Annotated in this window: 16 protein-coding genes, 1 tRNA gene and 1 pseudogene; 14 read left to right on the forward strand and 4 right to left on the reverse strand. The window is 58.6% G+C overall.

Annotated elements, in window-relative coordinates; all coding sequences use genetic code 11:
* Positions 1-82 precede the first annotated feature (82 nt).
* A tRNA-Ala gene (locus tag AC07ED_RS11990) sits at positions 83-158 on the forward strand.
* A 13-nt stretch (positions 159-171) separates the two neighbouring features.
* Here the strand turns inward: AC07ED_RS11990 and AC07ED_RS11995 are convergent.
* A pseudogene (locus AC07ED_RS11995) lies at positions 172-513 on the reverse strand (cupin domain-containing protein).
* 154 nt (positions 514-667) lie between these two features.
* Between AC07ED_RS11995 and AC07ED_RS12000 the strand changes: the two are divergent.
* From AC07ED_RS12000 to AC07ED_RS12010, 3 genes are read left to right on the forward strand one after another with little or no spacing between them, the layout of a single operon-like run.
* On the forward strand, positions 668-2,056 hold the full coding sequence (locus tag AC07ED_RS12000; RefSeq protein WP_105234295.1) for a phosphomannomutase: 1,389 nt from the start codon (positions 668-670) through the stop codon (positions 2,054-2,056).
* A 2-nt stretch (positions 2,057-2,058) separates the two neighbouring features.
* Entirely contained in the window at positions 2,059-3,075 is a 1,017-nt protein-coding gene (locus AC07ED_RS12005) for a GDP-mannose 4,6-dehydratase (protein WP_105234294.1), read from the forward strand.
* 1 nt (position 3,076) lies between these two features.
* A complete protein-coding gene (locus AC07ED_RS12010; protein WP_105234293.1) occupies positions 3,077-4,240 on the forward strand; it encodes a nucleotide sugar dehydrogenase in 1,164 nt (387 codons plus the stop codon).
* 35 nt (positions 4,241-4,275) lie between these two features.
* Here AC07ED_RS12010 and putA read toward each other — a convergent pair whose 3' ends face one another.
* The gene (gene putA / locus AC07ED_RS12015) at positions 4,276-7,677 is read right to left on the reverse strand and encodes a bifunctional proline dehydrogenase/L-glutamate gamma-semialdehyde dehydrogenase PutA (protein WP_105234292.1); all 3,402 of its coding nucleotides are present in this window, start codon (positions 7,675-7,677) and stop codon (positions 4,276-4,278) included.
* Positions 7,678-8,040: 363 nt separating this feature from the next.
* On the opposite strand from putA, the gene AC07ED_RS12020 reads away from it, so the two are divergent.
* Genes AC07ED_RS12020 through AC07ED_RS12065 form a run of 10 tightly spaced genes read left to right on the forward strand, consistent with a single transcriptional unit; the run spans position 8,041 to position 18,636 of the window.
* Complete coding sequence (locus AC07ED_RS12020; RefSeq protein WP_105234291.1) at positions 8,041-9,468, forward strand: mannose-1-phosphate guanylyltransferase/mannose-6-phosphate isomerase; 1,428 nt, start codon at positions 8,041-8,043, stop codon at positions 9,466-9,468.
* Positions 9,469-9,473: 5 nt separating this feature from the next.
* The gene (gene gmd / locus AC07ED_RS12025; protein WP_105234290.1) at positions 9,474-10,592 is read left to right on the forward strand and encodes a GDP-mannose 4,6-dehydratase; all 1,119 of its coding nucleotides are present in this window, start codon (positions 9,474-9,476) and stop codon (positions 10,590-10,592) included.
* 1 nt (position 10,593) lies between these two features.
* On the forward strand, positions 10,594-11,526 hold the full coding sequence (fcl, locus tag AC07ED_RS12030; RefSeq protein WP_105234289.1) for a GDP-L-fucose synthase: 933 nt from the start codon (positions 10,594-10,596) through the stop codon (positions 11,524-11,526).
* The gene (locus AC07ED_RS12035; RefSeq protein ID WP_158664469.1) at positions 11,519-12,271 is read left to right on the forward strand and encodes a WecB/TagA/CpsF family glycosyltransferase; all 753 of its coding nucleotides are present in this window, start codon (positions 11,519-11,521) and stop codon (positions 12,269-12,271) included. Before fcl ends, AC07ED_RS12035 begins: the two co-directional genes overlap by 8 nt.
* 2 nt (positions 12,272-12,273) lie before the next feature.
* A complete protein-coding gene (locus tag AC07ED_RS12040) occupies positions 12,274-13,443 on the forward strand; it encodes a glycosyltransferase (protein WP_105234287.1) in 1,170 nt (389 codons plus the stop codon).
* Positions 13,440-14,321 (forward strand): sulfotransferase domain-containing protein, encoded by an 882-nt coding sequence (locus AC07ED_RS12045; RefSeq protein ID WP_105234286.1) that lies wholly within the window; start codon positions 13,440-13,442, stop codon positions 14,319-14,321. The genes AC07ED_RS12040 and AC07ED_RS12045 overlap by 4 nt, the downstream gene beginning before the upstream one ends.
* A complete protein-coding gene (locus AC07ED_RS12050) occupies positions 14,311-15,588 on the forward strand; it encodes a lipopolysaccharide biosynthesis protein (RefSeq protein WP_105234285.1) in 1,278 nt (425 codons plus the stop codon). Before AC07ED_RS12045 ends, AC07ED_RS12050 begins: the two co-directional genes overlap by 11 nt.
* On the forward strand, positions 15,588-16,544 hold the full coding sequence (locus AC07ED_RS12055; protein ID WP_105234284.1) for a sulfotransferase family protein: 957 nt from the start codon (positions 15,588-15,590) through the stop codon (positions 16,542-16,544). Before AC07ED_RS12050 ends, AC07ED_RS12055 begins: the two co-directional genes overlap by 1 nt.
* Positions 16,544-17,770, forward strand: a complete 1,227-nt coding sequence (locus AC07ED_RS12060) for a hypothetical protein (protein ID WP_105234283.1) — start codon at positions 16,544-16,546, stop codon at positions 17,768-17,770. The genes AC07ED_RS12055 and AC07ED_RS12060 overlap by 1 nt, the downstream gene beginning before the upstream one ends.
* Positions 17,767-18,636, forward strand: coding sequence for a glycosyltransferase family 2 protein (locus tag AC07ED_RS12065; protein WP_105234282.1), 870 nt, complete (start codon positions 17,767-17,769; stop codon positions 18,634-18,636). Before AC07ED_RS12060 ends, AC07ED_RS12065 begins: the two co-directional genes overlap by 4 nt.
* Here the strand turns inward: AC07ED_RS12065 and AC07ED_RS12070 are convergent.
* Both AC07ED_RS12070 and AC07ED_RS12075 read right to left on the reverse strand, forming a co-directional pair.
* Positions 18,620-19,531 (reverse strand): phage head spike fiber domain-containing protein, encoded by a 912-nt coding sequence (locus AC07ED_RS12070; RefSeq protein WP_105234281.1) that lies wholly within the window; start codon positions 19,529-19,531, stop codon positions 18,620-18,622. The two genes, AC07ED_RS12065 and AC07ED_RS12070, sit on opposite strands and share 17 nt — an antisense overlap.
* A gap of 2 nt (positions 19,532-19,533) precedes the next feature.
* Entirely contained in the window at positions 19,534-19,797 is a 264-nt protein-coding gene (locus tag AC07ED_RS12075) for a spike base protein, RCAP_Rcc01079 family (protein ID WP_105234280.1), read from the reverse strand.
* Positions 19,798-19,843: the final 46 nt, after the last annotated feature.

The raw sequence follows: 19,843 nt of genomic DNA on the forward strand, positions 1-19,843 counted from the left end.
TCCGGCTCGGGCGAAATTTGCACTTGCACCCGCCCGAGCCAGCGCATAATCAGCGCAGCACGGCAGAAATGCCTACATTGATGGGGCCTTAGCTCAGCTGGGAGAGCGCCTGCATGGCATGCAGGAGGTCAGCGGTTCGATCCCGCTAGGCTCCACCAAATCCCCCCACTTTTACACCTTGATCACGTAGTCTTTGACCGTTGTTTCAACGACTTCCCACGTGCCCGAAAACCCTGGTCGGATGATAAAGCTATCGCCCGCCTTAACGGATTTCTCTGATCCATCATCCCCGCGCAGGATCGAATGGCCCGCAAGGATGCGGCAGTATTCCCATTCGTCATAATACACCTTCCAAACCCCCGGTGTCGCCTGCCAAATCCCCGCATAGATGCCGTCACGATCTTCGATGTCTCACGAGGTAAAGACGGGATCGCCAGCGATGACCTTGGACGGGTCTGGGCGGCTCTCCACAGGATCAGCGGCGGATTGGGTGATGGATTGAAGTAGCGTCATGGGGGTCCCCTTGTTTGCAGCGATCAAATCCGAACCCATGCGTGATTGCCACATCTTTCTGAACAAAGCCCGTGGCTTGCCGTTATAGGTTGCATGATCGTCCCTGAACGCTAGGGTCGCGCCATATTTTATAACGTTGATCTTGGACTATCGGATGGCTCCCTCTTTTGGCACCAGTGGCTTGCGTGGACTTGTCACTGAACTCACCCCCGAGCTGGTGACAACCTATGTGCAGGCATTTTTGTCGGTCTGCCCCCATGGTGGTGCGCTCTTTGTTGGGCGCGACCTGCGGCCATCGTCACCTGACATCGCGGGCCAAGTGATCGCTGCGGCTCGTGCCGTCGGACTTCGCGCGGTGGATTGCGGTGCAGTGCCGACCCCCGCACTGGCCTTGGCCTCAATGTCCGCAGGCGCGGCAGCCGTGATGGTGACTGGCAGCCATATCCCCGCCGACCGCAACGGGCTGAAATTCTATGTGCCATCGGGCGAAATCAGCAAAGAGGACGAGGCCGCAATCAGTGCAGCCTATGCCGCGAGACAGGCTCCCGCAGCGGGCAATGGCGCGCTCGACCAGGTCGACGCGACTACCCCCTATATTGCCCGCTATGTGACCGCTTTTGGCGCTGAGAGCCTCAATGGGCTGACCATCGGCGTCTACGAGCATTCCTCTGTCGCGCGTGACATCATGGCGGATGTTCTGACAGCCTTGGGCGCGACTGTCGTGCGCTTTGGTCGGTCCGAGGTGTTCATCCCCGTCGATACCGAAGCCGTCGATCCCGAGACGCGTTCCATGCTCGAAACGCTCTGCCGCGAACACGGGCTCGATGCGATCGTGTCGACCGACGGGGACGCGGACCGTCCGATGGTCACGGATGCAAACGGTCAAGTCATTGTCGGCGATGTGCTGGGCGTGATGACCGCGCTCTTGCTCGCGGCCGATACAATTTGCACCCCAGTGTCGTCGAACGACATGGTGCGCCGTATGCCAGAGTTTGGATCGGTCCACCTGACGCGGATCGGATCGCCCTATGTGATCGCCGCAATGGAAGAGGCGCAAAAGAACCCAGCCAATCATGTGGTCGGATTTGAGGCGAACGGCGGGTTCCTGATCGGGTTCGAGGCAACCCTCAAAGGCCCGCTGCCCCCGCTTATGACCCGCGACAGCCTATTGCCGATTATCGCCCCGCTTGCCTCGGCCAACTTGGCTGGCAAATCCTTGGCCGACTGCGTTGCCGAACTTCCGCCGTGCTTTACCGCCGCTGACCGCGTGCAAGAGATCAACCGCGATAAGGCGGCCGTATTCCTCTCGTCCCTGATCGAAGATGCAACCGTGCGCGCGACCTTTTTCGCGCCCTCCGGCAGCATCAACAGCGTTGATCTAACCGACGGCCTACGGGTGAATTTTGACAATGGTCAGGTCGTTCACCTTCGCCCATCGGGCAACGCCCCCGAATTCCGCGTTTACGCACAATCCCAGAGCGCCGCAGACGCGGTCGAACTGGTTGAGACATATATGGCCCGCGTGGCCGCAGAGGTTTTGTAAGAATGACGACGCAACAACGAACCGCACTGGTAACGGGCTCTTCGGGCTTTATCGGGTTTCACCTTTGCCAAAAGCTGCTCGACGATGGGTTCCGCGTGGTCGGCATCGACAACCTGTCGGACTACTACGATGTCGCACTAAAACAGCGCCGCCAGTCGATCCTGCTACAGAACCCGAATTTCCGCGTCATCAACGACAATATCGAAGCGCCGGGCCTGATGATGTCCCTCTTTGCCGAGGAAACCCCCGACGTCATCATCCACCTCGCCGCCCAAGCAGGCGTGCGTTATTCAATCGACAATCCGCGTGCCTATCTGGAAAGCAACATCGTCGGCACCTTTGAAATTCTAGAGGCCGCCCGCGCCTATCCACCCGCACACATGCTGCTGGCCTCGACCTCGTCGGCCTATGGTGCGAACACGGTGATGCCCTATCAGGAAACGGTAAAAGCGGACCACCAGATGTCCTTCTATGCCGCTACGAAAAAGGCGACAGAGGCGATGGCGCATTCCTATGCCCACCTCTACCACCTGCCCGTGACGATGTTCCGCTTCTTTACCGTCTACGGTCCGTGGGGACGCCCCGATATGGCGCTATTCAAGTTCACAAAGGCGATCCTGAACGGCGATCCGATCGACGTTTATAACCACGGCGATATGAAGCGTGATTTCACCTATGTGACCGACCTCGTTGAAGGCATCCGCCTGCTGATTGACGCAGTTCCCGAACGTCTGGACGAAGTACCCGAGGGCGATAGCCTTTCCCCTGTGGCCCCGTGGCGCGTGGTGAACATCGGCAATTCTGACAGCGTGCAACTGACCGATTTCATCGCCGCGATCGAAAAGGCGACAGGCAAAACCGCAACCCGCAACATGATGCCAATGCAGGCGGGCGACGTGCCCGCGACCTGGGCCGATGCCTCGCTTTTGCAGACCCTGACGGGCTATAAACCACAAACGAATGTCCGTGACGGGGTGCAAGCCTTTGTCGATTGGTATCGCGATTACTACGAGGTCTAATATGAAGATTGCCGTTGCAGGACTGGGCTATGTGGGCCTCTCGAACGCTGTGCTTTTGTCGCAGAACAACGAGGTAACCGCGGTCGATATTTCGAAACACCGCGTGCAGATGGTGAACGGTGGCAAATGCCCCATCGTTGACAAAGAGATGGAAGAGTATCTGTCGCGCGGGAACCTCAACCTCTCGGCCACGACCAGCACGGATGCCTATCGCGATGCAGAGTTTGTGATCGTCGCGACGCCCACGAACTACGACCCGCAGAACAACTACTTTGACACTTCTTCGGTTGAGGGTGTCATCCGTGCCGTTATCGCCCAGAACCCCAGGGCTACGATTGTCGTTAAATCGACGATCCCCGTGGGCTTTGTCGAACGCGTGCGCGAAGAACTGAACACGGATCAAGTGATCTTTTCGCCCGAATTCCTGCGCGAAGGACGCGCCCTCTATGACAACCTGCACCCCAGCCGGATCATCGTTGGCGAACGCTCGGACCGTGCCCGCCGCTTTGCCGATCTTCTGCTTGAAGGGGCAATTACCAAAGACGTTGAGGTACTTTTCACTGACCCGTCCGAGGCTGAGGCTATCAAGCTCTTTGCCAATACCTACCTCGCCATGCGCGTCGCGTTCTTTAACGAACTCGACAGCTATGCCCTGTCGCGCGGCATGGACAGCCGTCAGGTCATCGAAGGCGTAAGCCTCGATCCCCGTATCGGCAGCCACTACAACAACCCGTCCTTTGGCTACGGCGGCTACTGCTTGCCCAAGGATACTAAGCAGCTCCTTGCGAACTACTCTGAGGTGCCGCAGAACCTCATCGCTGCGATTGTAGATGCGAACCGCACGCGCAAAGACTACCTGTCTGACCGCATCATCGCGATGAAGCCGAAGCAGGTCGGCGTTTATCGCCTTGTGATGAAAGCGGGCTCGGACAATTACCGCCAGTCGTCGGTGCAAGGCATCATGAAGCGGGTGAAGGCGAAAGGGATCAAGGTCGTGGTCTACGAACCCGTCCTCGATGCGCCTGATTTCTTTGGGTCAGAGGTTATCCACGACCTGAACGCCTTCAAAGACCAATGCGATGTGATCATCGCCAACCGCATGACCGACGATATTCGGGATGTCGCGGATAAGGTCTTTACCCGCGACCTCTTTGGCGAGGACTAAGAGAAACGCCCGCCGAATGTGGCGGGCGTTTTTGTTTATCCAGCGAGCAGGGCCGCGTTGCCCCCTGCGGCTGTTGTGTCGATGCACAGGTGCCGTTCGTGCGTCACATGACCAAGGTCAGGCATATCCGTGATCAGCGGAATGATCGGCCCCTTACGACGCGCCAGTGCCTCCACGTAGGGGCGCGCACCGTTGCCCCACCAGATCGCACCGTAGAACCCGTTCAACGTGGCGAGCGCAGAGGGCGCCAGTTCACCTTGCACCGCGATCGCAACACCGCCCAAGGCTTCGACCGCTGCGACCTGTGCCGCTACAGCCTCTACCCCTGGACCCATACAGAGGATCGGGCCACGCGGCAGGATAGAGAGCGTGTTGGCCTCACCCGTTGGACCGGGGAGTTCGATCTGACGAATGATGCCATTAGACTTGGCCGCGTTGATTGCGTCTTGGGTATCCGACAGGTCCGCAGCCGTTTCCCAATCCGCGCCCTTTGCTGCCGATTTCGGTGCCGCAAATCGATAGAGGTACTGCGGACCGCCAGCTTTTGGCCCAGTGCCCGACAGCCCCTCACCGCCAAACGGCTGGCTACCGACGACTGCGCCGATCTGGTTGCGGTTCACATAGAGGTTCCCGACATGGATGCCGTCCGCGACTTCTTGGACGCGGTTATCAATGCGGGTGTGCAGACCAAAGGTCAGGCCAAAGCCCTTTGCGTTTACCGCATCAATCACCTTTTGCAGGTTCGCCCCCTTAAAGGTCGCGACATGCAGCACTGGTCCGAAAATCTCGCGCTCCAGATCTTCGATCCCGTTCACCTTGATCATGGTCGGCGCGATGAAATTCCCAGCATTCGGCACGGGCAGTTGATGCAGGACGGACCCATTGGCGGCGTCGATATAGGCACCGATTTCTGAATAAGCGTCTTGGTCGATGACTGGGCCGACGTCAGTGTTCAGGCTCCACGGATTGCCGACGACCAGCTCGTCCATCGCGCCCTTGATCATATCGATCACATGCGGGGCGACGTCCTCTTGGATGTAGAGGCAGCGCAGGGCAGAACACCGCTGACCCGCCGATTGGAAGGCCGAGGCCACGACATCGCGCACCGCCTGTTCAGGCAGCGCGGTCGAGTCGACGATCATCGCATTCAGACCACCCGTTTCCGCAATCAGCGGCGCAGACGGAGACATATGCTTCGCCATGGACTTGCGGATGATCAGCGCCGTATCGGTCGAGCCTGTGAACACCACACCCGCAATCCGTTTGTCCGATGTCAGCGCAGCCCCCACCGTGCCACCCTGCCCCGGCAGAAGTTGCAGCGCAGAGGCGGGAACGCCCGCCTCGATCATCAGCCGCACAGCGATGGCCGCAACAACCGCCGTTTGCTCTGCTGGTTTCGCCAAGACCGCGTTCCCGACAGCCAGCGCTGCCGCGATCTGGCCCGTGAAAATCGCCAAGGGGAAGTTCCAAGGGCTGATCGCGGTAAAGATGCCCCGCGGGAAGTGATCCGCCTCTTCGGCCTGATCCGCGTAGTAACGCAGGAAATCGACCGCCTCGCGCACTTCACCAACAGCATCGAGCAACGTCTTGCCTGCCTCTTGGGCAAGGGCCGCAAAGATCAGACCGTAGTTTTCCTCATAGAGGTCAGCCGCCTTGCGCAAGACCGCCGCACGTTCAGCAACAGGCGCATACCACACCTTTGCATCCGCAATGGCGCGTTCAACGGTTGCGCTGTCAGCCTCGACCACGGTCGCGATGGTTTCGCCCGTTGCAGGATTGATCACAGGAACCTCTACGCCTGTCGCTGGCGACACCGTGATTGGGCCAGCGTTGGGCAAGGCCACATCGCGCGCGGCAAAGACCTCTGCCAGCGTTTGTTCATCGCTCAAATCCCAACCCTTAGAGTTTGTACGCCCAGCGCCGAAAATCTCGGACGGGAGGACAAGGCCGGTCGGCGCAGTCGCGGTCTTGACCGCTTCAAACGGGTCGGTCGCGATCAGTTCGGGCGAAACGGCTTCGTCCACGATCTGGTGCACGAACGAAGAGTTAGCACCGTTTTCGAGCAAGCGACGCACGAGATAAGCGAGCAGGTCACGATGTGCACCGACAGGCGCATAAATACGGCACCGGCCTTTAGTGTCCTTGAGCACGATGTCATGCAGACGTTCACCCATGCCATGAAGGCGCTGGAATTCGAACGGACGACCCTCTGCCATTTCCAGAATAGCGGCCACCGTATGGGCGTTATGTGTCGCGAACTGTGGGTAGATGCGGTCGGTGTAATCAAACAGCTTTTTCGCGTTGGAAATATAGCTCACATCGGTCGCAACCTTCGAGGTGAACAGCGAAAACCCGTCGAGGCCCTGCACCTGCGCCAGTTTCATTTCCGTGTCCCAATAGGCACCCTTAACAAGGCGCACCATGATCCGACGGTCGAGGCGTGTTGCGGTTTCATACAGCCAATCCAGCGCCGCCCCTGCCCGCTTACCGTAGGCCTGAACCACAACGCCAAACCCGTCCCAACCCGCGAGGCTTTCGTCGGACAGAACCGCCTCAATCACCTTGAGCGAGAGGACCAGACGATCCTGTTCTTCGGCGTCGATGTTGAACCCCATCCCCGCCGCTTTAGCCTTTTGCGCAAGGCCCAGAACCACGGGCACCAGTTCGGCCATAACGCGGTCCTCGTGGGCGACCTCGTAGCGCGGGTGAAGCGCGGAGAGTTTGATCGAAATCCCAGGGTTCGCTTCAACACTGCCTTTGGTGCACGACGCCGCGATCCCATCGATAGCGTTGGAATAGGCGATCGCATAACGGCGGGCGTCCTCGGCGGTGCGCGCAGCCTCGCCCAGCATATCGTAGCTGTAGGTGTAGCCCTGCGCCTCTAGCTTTGCCGCGCGGTCGAGCGCCTTTGCGATGGTTTCGCCCAGAACGAACTGGCGTCCCATTTCCTTCATCGCACGCCCAACGGCGGTGCGGATCACAGGTTCGCCCAGACGTTTGATCGCGCCACGTAGAACACCAGCCATCCCCGGCTTTTCATCGTCGAGCACGCGGCCCGTCAGCATCAGCGCCCAAGTCGAAGCGTTCACCAGCGACGATGACGCTTCACCCAAATGTTTGCCCCAATCCGACGGCGCGATCTTATCCTCGATCAGTGCGTCGATGGTGTCCGCATCTGGCACGCGCAACATGGCTTCGGCCAAACACATGAGCGCGACACCCTCGCGGGTCGATAGACCGTATTCAGACAGGAAGTGCTCCATCAGACTCGGATCCGCAGAGGAGCGGATATTCCGAACCAAATCCGCCGCACGCGCCGAGATTTTGGTGCGTGTCTCTGCCGACAAATCGGCCTGCTGGATCAGCGATTGAAGCAGGTCAGCTTCGGGAGCGAATTTCATAGAGCGTGTGAACGCGGTCATGGGCCGTGCAGGCATTGCTGTCACCTAGAATGGAAGTTTCAGCTATAATCCTGTTTTGCCGCGAATTTTGAAATGGGTTTTTTGACTGTATTGATGCTAATTTTCAATCTTTTGACCCGCAAATTTATCAATTTTCAAATCATGACCCCTTTCAGTCCACTTATGACAGTGAATTTTCCCATTTGAAATCTGGCCGCCGAGTCTTTCAAATCACTGCTTATTTCTTCTCGAATTTTTAACCATTTCCCAAAATACTCTGCGAAGGTTCCGCACATTTTTATGAAAATGTTTGGAATTTCCGCGCACTTGCTGCGGTTCACTTGCTACATTTACCACACGGCCCTACCACGGCCCCATTGCGACACCTTTGGATAGAAAATGATTACACCGATTATACTTTGCGGCGGTTCTGGCACACGGCTCTGGCCGTTGTCCCGTAAGTCCTATCCAAAGCAGTTCGTGCCGCTCGTTGGTGACAAAACCCTGTTCCAAGGTTCGGCCCTCCGCATGACAGGCACTAATTTCGCAGCACCGATCGTAATCACCAACTCCGATTTCAGGTTCATCGTGACCGAGCAGTTGCAAGAGGTCGGCATCGACCCCGGCGCGATTATGATCGAACCCGAAGGCCGCAACACTGCGCCTGCGGTCCTCGCCGCGGCCCTCTATGTCGCGCGCAAAGACCCTGATGCGGTCCTGCTGGTCGCCCCGTCTGACCACATTATTCCTGATACCAAGGCGTTCAAAGCCGCGATTGAGGCTGGCCTCAGCGCCGTTGACAGCGGTCAACTCGTGACCTTTGGGATCACCCCGACCCATCCTGAAACCGCCTACGGCTATCTGGAACTATCGACCCCATCGGACGGCCAACCCGTTGCGCTCAAACGGTTTGTCGAAAAACCAGACGCCCAACGCGCCGCACAGATGTTGGCCGAGGGGTCGTTCCTCTGGAACGCAGGTATATTCCTCTTCCGCGCTCGCGACATCATCGCAGCCTTCGAAACCCATGCCCCCGACCTGATCGCCCCCGTAACGGCAGCGATTGAAACGGGTCATGTCGACCTCGGCTTCTGCCGCCTCGGGCCTGAGGCTTGGGCGGGGGCCAAAGACATCTCCATCGACTACGCCGTTATGGAAAAGGCCGATAACCTGTCGGTCGTGCCCTTTGACGGCGGATGGTCGGATTTGGGCGGCTGGGATGCCGTCTGGCGCGAAAGCGACGCGGATACCAACGGCGTCGTCACCTCTGGCGAAGCAACCGCGATTGATTGCGCCGACAGCCTGTTGCGGTCTGACAGCGACCGATTAGAGGTCGTGGGTATCGGCCTGAAAAACGTTATGGCCATCGCGATGAACGATGCGGTTTTGATCGCCGACATGTCCCGCGCCCAAGACGTGAAAAAAGCTGTCGACGCGCTCAAGGCCAAAGGATCGACACAGGCGACCACCTTCCCCAAAGATCATCGCCCGTGGGGCTGGTTCGAAAGCCTCGCCATCAGTGACCGTTTTCAGGTCAAACGCATTCATGTGCACCCCGGTGCGGCGCTGTCCCTGCAGAGCCACCACCACCGTGCCGAACACTGGATTGTCGTGACGGGCACCGCCGAAGTTACCATCGACGACAAGGTCCAATTGGTGACGGAAAATGAGTCCGTCTACATCCCCCTCGGCGCGGTACATCGCATGAGAAATCCCGGCAAAGTCCCGATGGTCCTGATCGAGGTCCAGACGGGTGCCTACCTCGGTGAAGATGACATCATTCGATACGAAGATGTCTATGCGCGCGGACAAGGAGCGAAAGGCTAACCTTCATGAAAAAAGCTCTCATTACGGGGGTAACTGGCCAAGACGGCAGTTACCTAGCGGAATTCCTATTGTCTAAAGGCTATGAAGTTCACGGGATCAAACGCCGTGCATCATCCTTTAACACCCAGCGCGTCGACCACATTTACGAGGATCGACACACCGACAATGCGCGCTTCAAACTGCACTATGGCGATCTGACGGACACGTCGAACCTGACCCGCCTGATCCGTGATATTGAGCCCGATGAGATCTATAACTTGGGCGCACAGTCCCATGTGGCTGTGTCGTTCGAAGCACCTGAATACACCGCCGACGTTGATGCGATGGGCACCCTACGTATCCTTGAGGCGATCCGTTTCCTAGGCCTCGAGAAGAAAACGCGGTTCTATCAGGCCTCGACCTCTGAACTCTTCGGCCTCGTCCAAGAAACCCCGCAGCGCGAGACGACACCGTTTTACCCGCGTTCGCCCTACGCGGTGGCGAAAATGTATGCCTATTGGATCGCTGTGAACTACCGCGAAAGCTACGGCATGTATGCCTGCAACGGCATCCTCTTTAACCATGAATCCCCGCGTCGTGGTGAGACCTTCGTGACCCGCAAGATCACCCGCGGATTGGCGAATATCGCGCTCGGCCTCGAAGACTGCCTCTACATGGGCAACATCGACAGCCTGCGCGATTGGGGCCACGCCAAAGACTACGTGCGGATGCAGTGGATGATGCTGCAACAGGACGCACCAGAGGATTTTGTCATCGCGACAGGCGTTCAGTATTCTGTACGCGAATTCATCACGTGGACCGCCGCAGAGTTGGGCATTTCGGTCGAGTTTACAGGCAAAGGCGTCGATGAGGTAGCGACTGTGGCGGGCATAAAAGGAGACTTGGCCCCCGCGCTGAAAGTGGGTGACGTGATCATGCGCATCGACCCGCGCTACTTCCGCCCCGCAGAGGTTGAGACCCTGCTGGGTGATCCGACCAAGGCCAAGAAAGTGCTCGGCTGGGTGCCAGAAATCACCGCCCAACAGATGTGCGCTGAAATGGTCGCCGAGGATCATAAATCCGCGCGGCGTCTGCAACTACTCAGGGAATACGGACTCGAACTGCCTGTGGCGCTGGAGGGCTGACATGACCTACGATCTGACGGGCAAACGCATCTGGGTCGCGGGGCATCGCGGTATGGTCGGTGGCGCGGTCGTGCGGCGTCTAGCGTCCGAGGGCTGCGAGGTCATCACCGCAGGCCGTGAGGTGGTCGATTTGGTGAACCAAAAGGCAGTCCACGATTGGATGGCTGCAACCAAACCCGACGCAATCGTGCTCGCTGCCGCTAAGGTCGGCGGCATCCACGCGAACGCTACCTCCCCCTTGGATTTCCTCTACGAGAACCTGATGATCGAGGCGAACATCCTCCATGCCGCCCACGAGGCCGATGTGGAGCGCCTTCTGTTCCTCGGCTCTTCCTGCATTTACCCAAAGTTTGCGGATCAACCGATCCAAGAGGCCAGCCTCCTCACGGGTGTATTGGAGCCGACGAACGAATGGTATGCGATTGCGAAAATCGCGGGCCTCAAACTGGTTCAAGCCTACCGCAAACAACATGGCCGCGACTGGATTTCGGCCATGCCCACGAACCTCTACGGTCCGGGAGATAACTACGATCTGGCGACCAGCCACGTCCTTCCTGCGCTGTTGCGCAAGTTCCACGAGGCCAAAGAGCGTGGTGACACAGAGGTCGTCGTTTGGGGTACGGGCACTCCGCTACGAGAATTCCTGCATTGTGATGATCTGGCTAACGCTCTGGTGTTCCTCCTGCGCAACTATTCGGGCGACGACCACATCAATGTGGGGTCTGGCGTTGAGGTCACGATCAAAGAACTGGCAGAGACCATTGCAGAGGTCGTCGGCTATGACGCGGCCCTGACGTGGGACACCACAAAGCCCGACGGTACCCCACGCAAGTTGATGGACAGTTCGCGCCTGCACGCGCTGGGTTGGAACAATGCGCGAGACCTCAAAGAAGGGATCGCGCAGACCTACGCGGATTGGATCGCCAATGGCTAGGGTCGCTTCAGACGATGTGATCTATAACGTCCTCGGCGTGCCGATCACCGCAACAAACCTCCAATCCGCCGCTGACCGCATTCATGGATGGAAAGGTGGGCAGTCCCGCTATGTCGGCTGCCGCGATGTGGCGAGCCTGATGGTCATGGCAGAGACACCCGACCTGCTGGCGATTGCGAAAAACGCGGCGATGAACGTGCCAGACGGTGCCCCTGTCGCGCTTCTTGGGCGGATCAAGGGCCATACGGTCAGCCGTACGTGTGGTCCTGACCTGATGGAAAAACTACTCACTGATCCCGCCTATCATGACCTAAAGCACTTCTTTTACGGTGGTAAAGACGGGATCGCAGAGGTGCTCTCGCGAACATTTGCAGCGACGGGTGCCCAGATCGTTGGAACCTATTGCCCGCCCTTTCGCCCTCTGACGCCGACCGAAGACGCGAGGATCATTGCGCAAATCCACAACAGCGGTGCCGACGTCGTTTGGGTCGGGATTTCGTCGCCAAAGCAAGACATCTGGATGGCGGATCACCTTGGGCGCATCAACGCAACGATGATCGGCGTCGGGGCCGCGTTCGATTTCCATTCTGGTGCCGTTGAACGCGCCCCGAAATGGATGCAACGCGTTGGATTGGAATGGTCGTTCCGACTGCTTCAGGAACCTAGCAGACTGTGGCGGCGGTATCTCATCCTCGCCCCGAAATTCGTGTTTCGCGTCCTGACCATAGGCAGAGGGGCGGCATAACGATGTCCAGTCTGTCAGGGTTACGCCTTGTTTTCGCCACCACCGTCCTGCCCGATAAGCGGGCCAATGGCGGTGAGATTTCTTCGCAGGAATTCATCGATGTTCTGCGCGACAATGGCGCCGACGTCATGGTCGTTGGATATGAACGGGTGGGTCGCGGCCCGCTGAAGTCCGACCCATCGGTCTATTCAGCAGGGCCATGGTTTATCGAAATGGCCGATGCAGGATGGCGCCGCATGTTGTGGCTGGCGCGGGCGTTCATCACCTATGCCCCCTTTACCCAGACCAAGTTCAAAAGCACCGCCTATGTCCGCGCGTTGCGAAACGCGATGCGTGAAGGGGCCGATGTCCTGATGATTGACCACGCGCATATGGGTTGGGTCGCGGAATTACCCGACCTGCCCGCTCGCAAACTGTTCATCGCGCACAATTTGGAACATTCGCTCTATAATGATATCGCGCAGAACGGTTCGACGGCAAAACGAGCGATATATGGCCGCGAGGCACAGTTGCTCATGGCCAAAGAGGCGACTCTGGGGGCCGAATGCAGCGCCACCGTCACCCTATCCAACGCGGACCGCGACGGCTTTGCCCATTTGGGCGTCCCCGCCGACAAGATCACCGTCATCGACCTGCCCGGACAAGCGTTCGACTTGACCCAGCCCGCGCCGCCGAAATCCTATGACATCGGCCTCATCGGAAGCTGGCAGTGGGACGTAAACCGCCAAGGCATCCTGTGGTTTCTCTCCAACGTCTTACCCCATCTGCCGAACAACCTGACCGTCGCCATTGCGGGCAGTGGTTCGGAGACGTTGCCAACCAACGATCCCCGCGTGAAGAAACTAGGGCGCGTTCCCGACGCGGGGCAGTTCATGCGCGCTTGCCGTGCTCTCGCCGTCCCGACGGTGGTGGGATCGGGCATCCAGCTCAAAACCATCGAAGGCATTTCGGTTGGCGTCCCGATGGTCGTCACGCCCTTGGCCTTGCGCGGGATCAATGACGTGCCACCGCATGTCCGAGCCGCTCAGACCGGCGTCGAATTTGCGGCGGCCCTTACCGAAGCGATGACCTCCACCCCAACGGAGATCGACCCCAAATGGGCCAGCCGCCGCCGTGAGCGATTCCGCGAAACCCTGCTGTCAGTCTTCGAACAGATCGGAGGCGCCGCATGACGCAGAACGTTCTGATCAATTCGCTCCCAAAAAGCGGGACGCATCTGCTCGAAAAGACGCTCATGGTCTTGGGCGGCGCGGCGCGCGAAAATGGGCGGACCGTTCTCGAACGGGCGGCGGATAAGATCGGCCTCACGCCACCACCCTTCCTCGACCGTCGAACGGCGGGGCGTTGGGGACGGCTTCGCGGCTACGGAAATCGCGAGCAGAGCGTGCATCCCACGGACGTTCCCGTCGGGGTCTTTTCGCCCTATTTCGTTCCCCGCTCCGTGTTCGAAAGCTGGCTCCGAAACCGTCCGCTAACCTCTTTTGGCAAAGCACATGTGCCTTTCAGCCAAAGCGCGATGCAGGCCTTTGACGCCACTCAAACGAGGGCCATCACCATCCTGCGTGACCCTCGCGCTGTAGCGGCCTCGATGATCCCCTATGTCTTGAATGCGCGGAACTGGAACCATTATTTACGCCCCTTTTACGAGACCCTGACCGAGGACGAACGCGTCGATTTCACCATACACGGCGGTTACGCCAATCCGCCAGGACTGGCTGTCAAATCGCTGAATGACGCGCTCGAGAGCGTGCTTAATTGGGGCCAACATGACGGCACTCTGATCATCAAATTCGAAGACCTCGTCGGCCCCCAAGGGGGCGGCACAGCAGACGCACAATTCGCCTGTGTTCAGGCCATAGCCGCGCATCTCAACGTCCCTATGACCGATGATCTCTGGGCAAAGGTGAGCCAAGTCTTTGACCCGTCCTCACCAACCTTTCGCGGCGGGCGCATCGATGCATGGCGGGATCGGCTGACGCCAAGCCAAATCGCGCGAGTTGAGGCCTCTCTCGACCCTGCTTTGATGCAAAGGGCGGGCTATGACGACTGAGAAAACAGCCATTAAGGGCAGCGTGATCCTCGCTATTGCCCGCGTCAGCACGATGGTGCTCGGCTTTGGGATCAATGTGCTATTGGCGCGCATTCTGCCCATCGAGAGCCTCGGCACGTATTTTCTTTTGACGAGCTTTGCTCAGGTGGCAGCCTTGATTGCGCTCGGAGGGTTTAACCAAAGTGCGGTGCCGCTGCTGTCTGGGTCCGATCGTGGATGGCCAGTCCTTCGGGGTAGTGGGTTGTTCCTTATCCTCACACTTAGCGTCATTTGCGGCGTTGCGATTCTGTTCGCGCCTCTAATCCCGATGGCCGACGGGGCCGTGCCCTACATGGCGATCCTGCTTATTTGGATTATCGCACGTGCCACGACCCAAGCCATTGCTCATACACTGCGCGCTTTCGGACGTATGACCGACTTTGGCCTGCACGAAGTGTTTTCGTTCAACCTTATGCTGTTCATCGCCTGCGCTTTGGCCTTCTTCCTCGGGCGAACCCCCGACCTAACGCAGGTCGTGTGGATCACGGCGATTGCTGCTGCGCTCTGTGTTCCGTTGTCCTTCGCCAGCCTAGTCCCTGCCTTGCGGGCGCTGCCGAAAATGTCAGGGATCGACTTTGCACCCGTGGCTAAAACCAGCCTACCGCTCGCGATTATCGTCATCGCGAATACGGCCCTGTCAGAGGCACACCTGTGGATCGCAGGCACATTGGGCGACACGGAAACAGTCGCATTGTTCGGGGCTGCCTTGCGCGTCATGCGGTTGCTGGCGCTGCCGCTCATGGCCGTCAACATGGCCATCGGACCACAGATCGCACACTTCTGGAAGGCCGATGAAACGGCGCCGCTCGAAAGGCTTTTGCGGCAGTCGGCGACGGTGATTATGGCTACTTCGCTTACCCTGATGAGCGGTTTAGCAGTAGCTGGCCCGTCTATCCTCAGCCTCATTTTCGGGGATGCCTTTGCCGCCGCTTGGCCAGCATTCCTCATCCTTTTGGTCGGGCAAGCCGTCAATGCCACGACAGGGTCACCGATGCTCGTCTTGACCGTCACGGACGGTCAGCGGGTCGCCATGATCTTTGCCGTCGTCGCGAGCGTCATTGGTGTCGGCGTGTCTCTCATTCTCGGGCGGATTGACCCACTCTGGGGCGTCGCCATTGGAGCCAGTGTGACGGTGATCGTCCAAAACCTACTGGCCGTTTGGTATTGCGCGACCCGCATGGGGATCAAAACCTACCCCACCCACCGCTTTGGTAAGGAGCTGTTCTGATGGCTGCGACTCCAGTTTTTCTGCTTTCCCTCCCGCGATCTGGATCCACCATGTTGCAGCGGGCTTTGGGGCGGCATCCAAACATCGCGACACTATCAGAGCCGTGGTTTCTGTTGGGCCTGATCCCACCCACCGCGATCGACGAAGCCGTCGCAACCTATGAGTATTCCACCTATCGTAAGGCGATTGAGGACCTCACGGCAGCGCTCCCCAACGGGGAAGACGATTGGAATGATGCTATGCGCAGCGCAGCGCAAGTGATCTATGACCGCCTCTGCCCTGACGATCAGGCGATCTATTTCTTAGATAAAACGCCACGCTATGCCTTAGCACCCAAAGCCGTTACCGCGTTGTTCCCTGATGCCCCCGTGATCATCCTGTGGCGCAATCCATTGGCTATCGCGGCGTCTATGATGACGACGTGGAGCAAAGGACGCTGGAACCTGTTTCGGTTCAAACAGGATTTGGACATCGCGCTCCCCCGCCTCATCGACTTTGCACGGGCCAACGATTCCGCGCTGACGATGCGGTACGAAGAAGCCTCCGCGAACCTCGACGCGGTGACGGCTGCGGTCTGTGATCGTCTCGGCATCGCCAGCGCGAACTTGAGCGAAAACACCGACGTCACGCTCTCGGGGCGCATGGGGGATCCGACGGGTGGGATGAAGCAGGTCGCGGCGAATGATCGATGGAAGGCGATGTATTGCAACCCGCTGCGCCGGTGGTGGGCGCGGCGGTATCTGGATCGGATCGGGCGGGATGGCTTGGCCGTGATGGGCTATGATATCGACACGCTGAAATCAGAGCTGATGACCTGCTCGGGCGTTTTCAGGCACCTCGGCACGGACCTGATATTGATACCTTGGGGGACATTGCGGGCGGTGTTCGTGCTGCCCTTGATTGGGCGACAATTGCGCCGACTGTTCGCGGGCCAGCCCGTGACGGAGGTCGATTGATGCAGGCCGTCCTGACACAGGATCACGCCCCTTCGGTCGGACTTGGGGCGCGGCTGGTTTATACCTCAGTTCTGTTTTTGCTCGCTATGGCCGTAGACCCGACGGATAGCGGTCTGGGCCTGCCGCTGACGTTTCAGTTCCTGCCTGCACTCATCGCGATTTTCGGCGGTGCGGCCTATCTGGCCCAAGGCTTCCGCCCCGTCGGTGGCATCATTTGGCAAGACATCGCCTTTGCCATTTTGATCACCATGATCACCATCGGTGGCGCATCAACGAGCTATATGACGGGCAATACCGCCGACAGTTTCCTGCGCCTCGCGCTCTCTGCAATCAGCTATATTCCGATCCGCATGATGGCGAGCGTGCCTGAGGACCTCGATTGGTTCATGCGCAAACTGACGTGGTCTGTGATTGTCATCGGACTACTGATGTCGGCGCAGCTGTTCTACTGGCAAATCGTCGGCCCGTTTCTGACACAGCGGTCGGGCATTAACCATATTTTCCACGAAGAAGTTTTCCTCATTGGCGTAGCGACAATTGTTGCTGCGATTGGCTTGGTAGATCGCCCTATTCTAAGGGTGACCATCATGGCTACGCTGATTTTTGGGCAGTTTTGTACCTTTAAAATCACGGGCTTCCTGACGGCCTTTGCCACCATCGGCATCCTGCTTTTGATCCCGATCCGTTGGGTGAGCCAAACCCCGAACCGCTCTGTCGTGTTGCGATTTCTCAGCATGATTTACGTGCTGATCGGTGTCGGCGTATTTCTAACTTGCCTCCCCATGATTGTTGATCACCTGCCGTCGGGCAGTCGATCAGTCAGGCTCTATACATACACGATACGCTGGCAAGAATTCCTCGATGCGCCAGTCTTTGGTTCCGCCTTCTACGGCTCCCCGCTCGTGTCAGTTCAGCGGCAAAACCTCATCATCCCGAGCCACAGTGATCTCCTCGACCTCCTCGCTTTTGGCGGTACGGTCGGGATGCTCGCGCTGGCGCTGCCCGTTCTATCGTTTGTTTTCAGTATCTTCCGCCTAAGGCACATGACCTCGGAGCGACTGGTTGCACTTTTCGGCTACGGCCTCGTCGTGATGCTGGTCATTGTGATGGCGTTTAACCCCGTGTGGCTCCAACCCAAGATGGGTGGGTTCTTGTGGATGGGGCTCGCGCTCATGGCGGGGGTTCTGTCGCGTTTACCCTTCAACACGAGGTCCGTTGCGCCATGATCCCTACCATCGCCGTCCTTTTAACCTGTTTTAACCGTCGCGCCAAAACGCTCGCCGCGCTTAAGGCACTGTTCAAACAAGACGGCGCTGGGGCAGCGTTTATGCTGAATGTGTTTCTGGTTGATGACGGTAGCAGTGATGGCACGGGCCATGCGGTGCGTGAGGCATTTCCGCAGGTGCATGTCATTGATGGCACGGGCGACCTTTATTGGAATGGGGGGATGCGGCGGGCATTTGAGGGGGCAATGGAACATTCGTTCGACTATATGCTCTGGCTCAACGATGACACTGATCTGAACAGTGATGCGATCCTTCGGTTGCTGGAGACATCAAAGCGGCTCGCCCAACAGGGAAAAGACAAGACAGTCGTTTTTGGATCGACCTGCGATCCGCAAACGGGGGAGCTCACCTATGGTGGTTTTCAACGGCGAAAGGGGCCGATTTTACGATTGCAGCACGTTGGCCCTGACCAAAACCATCCTCGCGAAGTCACCACGATGGCAGGCAATTGCGCCCTCGTCAGCAAGGCTGCCGTCGATGCGATCGGAAACCTAGAACCACGGTTTTTCCATGCGTGGGGCGATGTGGATTACGGGATGCGGCTGCGCGATGCGGGGGGGAGCGTTTGGCTCGCGCCGGGGTATTTGGCGCAATGCGACCCCAACCCCGCCGCGCAACGGTGGCGCGACGATCCCAGCCTGAGCCTGCGGGATCGCCTAGCGCACCTGAACTCTTTTCGGGGACTTTATCCCCCTGATTGGCTGTTGTTCATGCGTCGACATGGCGGGGTGATGTGGCCCTTGGCGTGGGCCATTCCCTATGTCCAACTCATCACCCGCCACCTGAGGTTCAAGCTATCGGCGTAAGCGTTACACTCTGAATACGACGCGCCGTCGGGGCGAGGTCATAGCCAGCTGCCACCGTCACTCCGTTGCGGGTTTCGACGCCACCGCCGTCATAGGTCAGCACAATGTCATACATCCCGTTCCAACCATTGAGCGTGACACCGTCAGCCGCGCGGGAGGTTGGGACATAGCTCGTGCCTGTCCCGATCTCGACCTGAACACCCAGCGCGACAACGGTTTCGCCTGCAATCGCGCTAAACGGCCCGATGCCAAACTTGCTAGAGGTGCTGCCCGCGTTCGGGGTAAAGGTGTAAGTCACGGTATAGACCCCGCCCCCAAGCGCAGCATTGACGATATCAGTGATCGCCCCTGCAGCAGCACTATGCACGCCCAAGGCGCCGACTGTGCCAGACAGCGAGCTATCGACGCCCGCATCGACATTCCGTAGTGAAAGGAACATCGCGCCCGACGTGCCAGCCATATACCAGACACGCACACGGAGGTTCTGGCCCGCTGACCAGCCGTCCGTATCCGCCTGCAGCCGATGCCACTTTGCCCCGCTGCCAGCGACCGACATACCAGAAAAATACCCCAAGGCATTGAGCGCTAGTGGCGTCGATGTAGACACAAGATCGGCCCAATCGGTGAGGTTCGGCTCTGACCCGTGGACAAGGTTGGTTGACGCGGGTTCGACCAACAATCCCCGTGGGGCGAACGTTTGGGGATCATAGTCGAAACGTGGTTGGTCATTGCCCACAACCTCGAGCGCTCCGGCAGAGTTGATACGCGTGCCCGAGGACGCACGCGAAAGCGCAACGCCCGCGGGGAGGCTTTCGGTCAGAAACGACAGCACGATAGGACCATTACCCGCAATTGCAGGGCGCTGCCCCAATTCAGCGATGGAAAATCCCAGCATGATCAGACCACATAGCCGTGGATGCCAGTGGCCGTTGTTCCCGTCGCGTGGACCTCTTTGATCCCTACAGGCAGGATCGACTTATCGCCAACCGTCACAGTCCGCAGCGTGTCTGCGACGGTTTTCACGACCAGCACACCGCCCGTTTCGACATAAAGCGCGACCGCAACGTCCGCCAATTCAACACCATCAGCAGGCGTCACTGGCACGATGTCTCGCGCTGGACCAGAGAGGGACAACGTGCGGTTCTGAAATGGGTTCGACATGGTTACTCCGTTCTGTCAGCGGGCAAATTCGCCCTGTTGACAGACA

Source organism: Aestuarium zhoushanense (genome assembly GCF_056431045.1).

Bases quoted from the DNA above. Each gene is read 5' to 3' on its own strand.
- AC07ED_RS12035 (WP_158664469.1), top strand. From the start codon at position 11,519: ATGGCTAGGGTCGCTTCAGACGATGTGATCTATAACGTCCTCGGCGTG.
- putA (WP_105234292.1), bottom strand. From the start codon at position 7,677: ATGCCTGCACGGCCCATGACCGCGTTCACACGCTCTATGAAATTCGCT.
- AC07ED_RS12055 (WP_105234284.1), top strand. From the start codon at position 15,588: ATGGCTGCGACTCCAGTTTTTCTGCTTTCCCTCCCGCGATCTGGATCC.
- AC07ED_RS12070 (WP_105234281.1), bottom strand. From the start codon at position 19,531: ATGCTGGGATTTTCCATCGCTGAATTGGGGCAGCGCCCTGCAATTGCG.
- AC07ED_RS12010 (WP_105234293.1), top strand. From the start codon at position 3,077: ATGAAGATTGCCGTTGCAGGACTGGGCTATGTGGGCCTCTCGAACGCT.
- AC07ED_RS12060 (WP_105234283.1), top strand. From the start codon at position 16,544: ATGCAGGCCGTCCTGACACAGGATCACGCCCCTTCGGTCGGACTTGGG.
- AC07ED_RS12075 (WP_105234280.1), bottom strand. From the start codon at position 19,797: ATGTCGAACCCATTTCAGAACCGCACGTTGTCCCTCTCTGGTCCAGCG.
- AC07ED_RS12040 (WP_105234287.1), top strand. From the start codon at position 12,274: ATGTCCAGTCTGTCAGGGTTACGCCTTGTTTTCGCCACCACCGTCCTG.
- AC07ED_RS12005 (WP_105234294.1), top strand. From the start codon at position 2,059: ATGACGACGCAACAACGAACCGCACTGGTAACGGGCTCTTCGGGCTTT.
- gmd (WP_105234290.1), top strand. From the start codon at position 9,474: ATGAAAAAAGCTCTCATTACGGGGGTAACTGGCCAAGACGGCAGTTAC.
- AC07ED_RS12020 (WP_105234291.1), top strand. From the start codon at position 8,041: ATGATTACACCGATTATACTTTGCGGCGGTTCTGGCACACGGCTCTGG.
- AC07ED_RS12000 (WP_105234295.1), top strand. From the start codon at position 668: ATGGCTCCCTCTTTTGGCACCAGTGGCTTGCGTGGACTTGTCACTGAA.
- AC07ED_RS12050 (WP_105234285.1), top strand. From the start codon at position 14,311: ATGACGACTGAGAAAACAGCCATTAAGGGCAGCGTGATCCTCGCTATT.
- AC07ED_RS12045 (WP_105234286.1), top strand. From the start codon at position 13,440: ATGACGCAGAACGTTCTGATCAATTCGCTCCCAAAAAGCGGGACGCAT.
- fcl (WP_105234289.1), top strand. From the start codon at position 10,594: ATGACCTACGATCTGACGGGCAAACGCATCTGGGTCGCGGGGCATCGC.
- AC07ED_RS12065 (WP_105234282.1), top strand. From the start codon at position 17,767: ATGATCCCTACCATCGCCGTCCTTTTAACCTGTTTTAACCGTCGCGCC.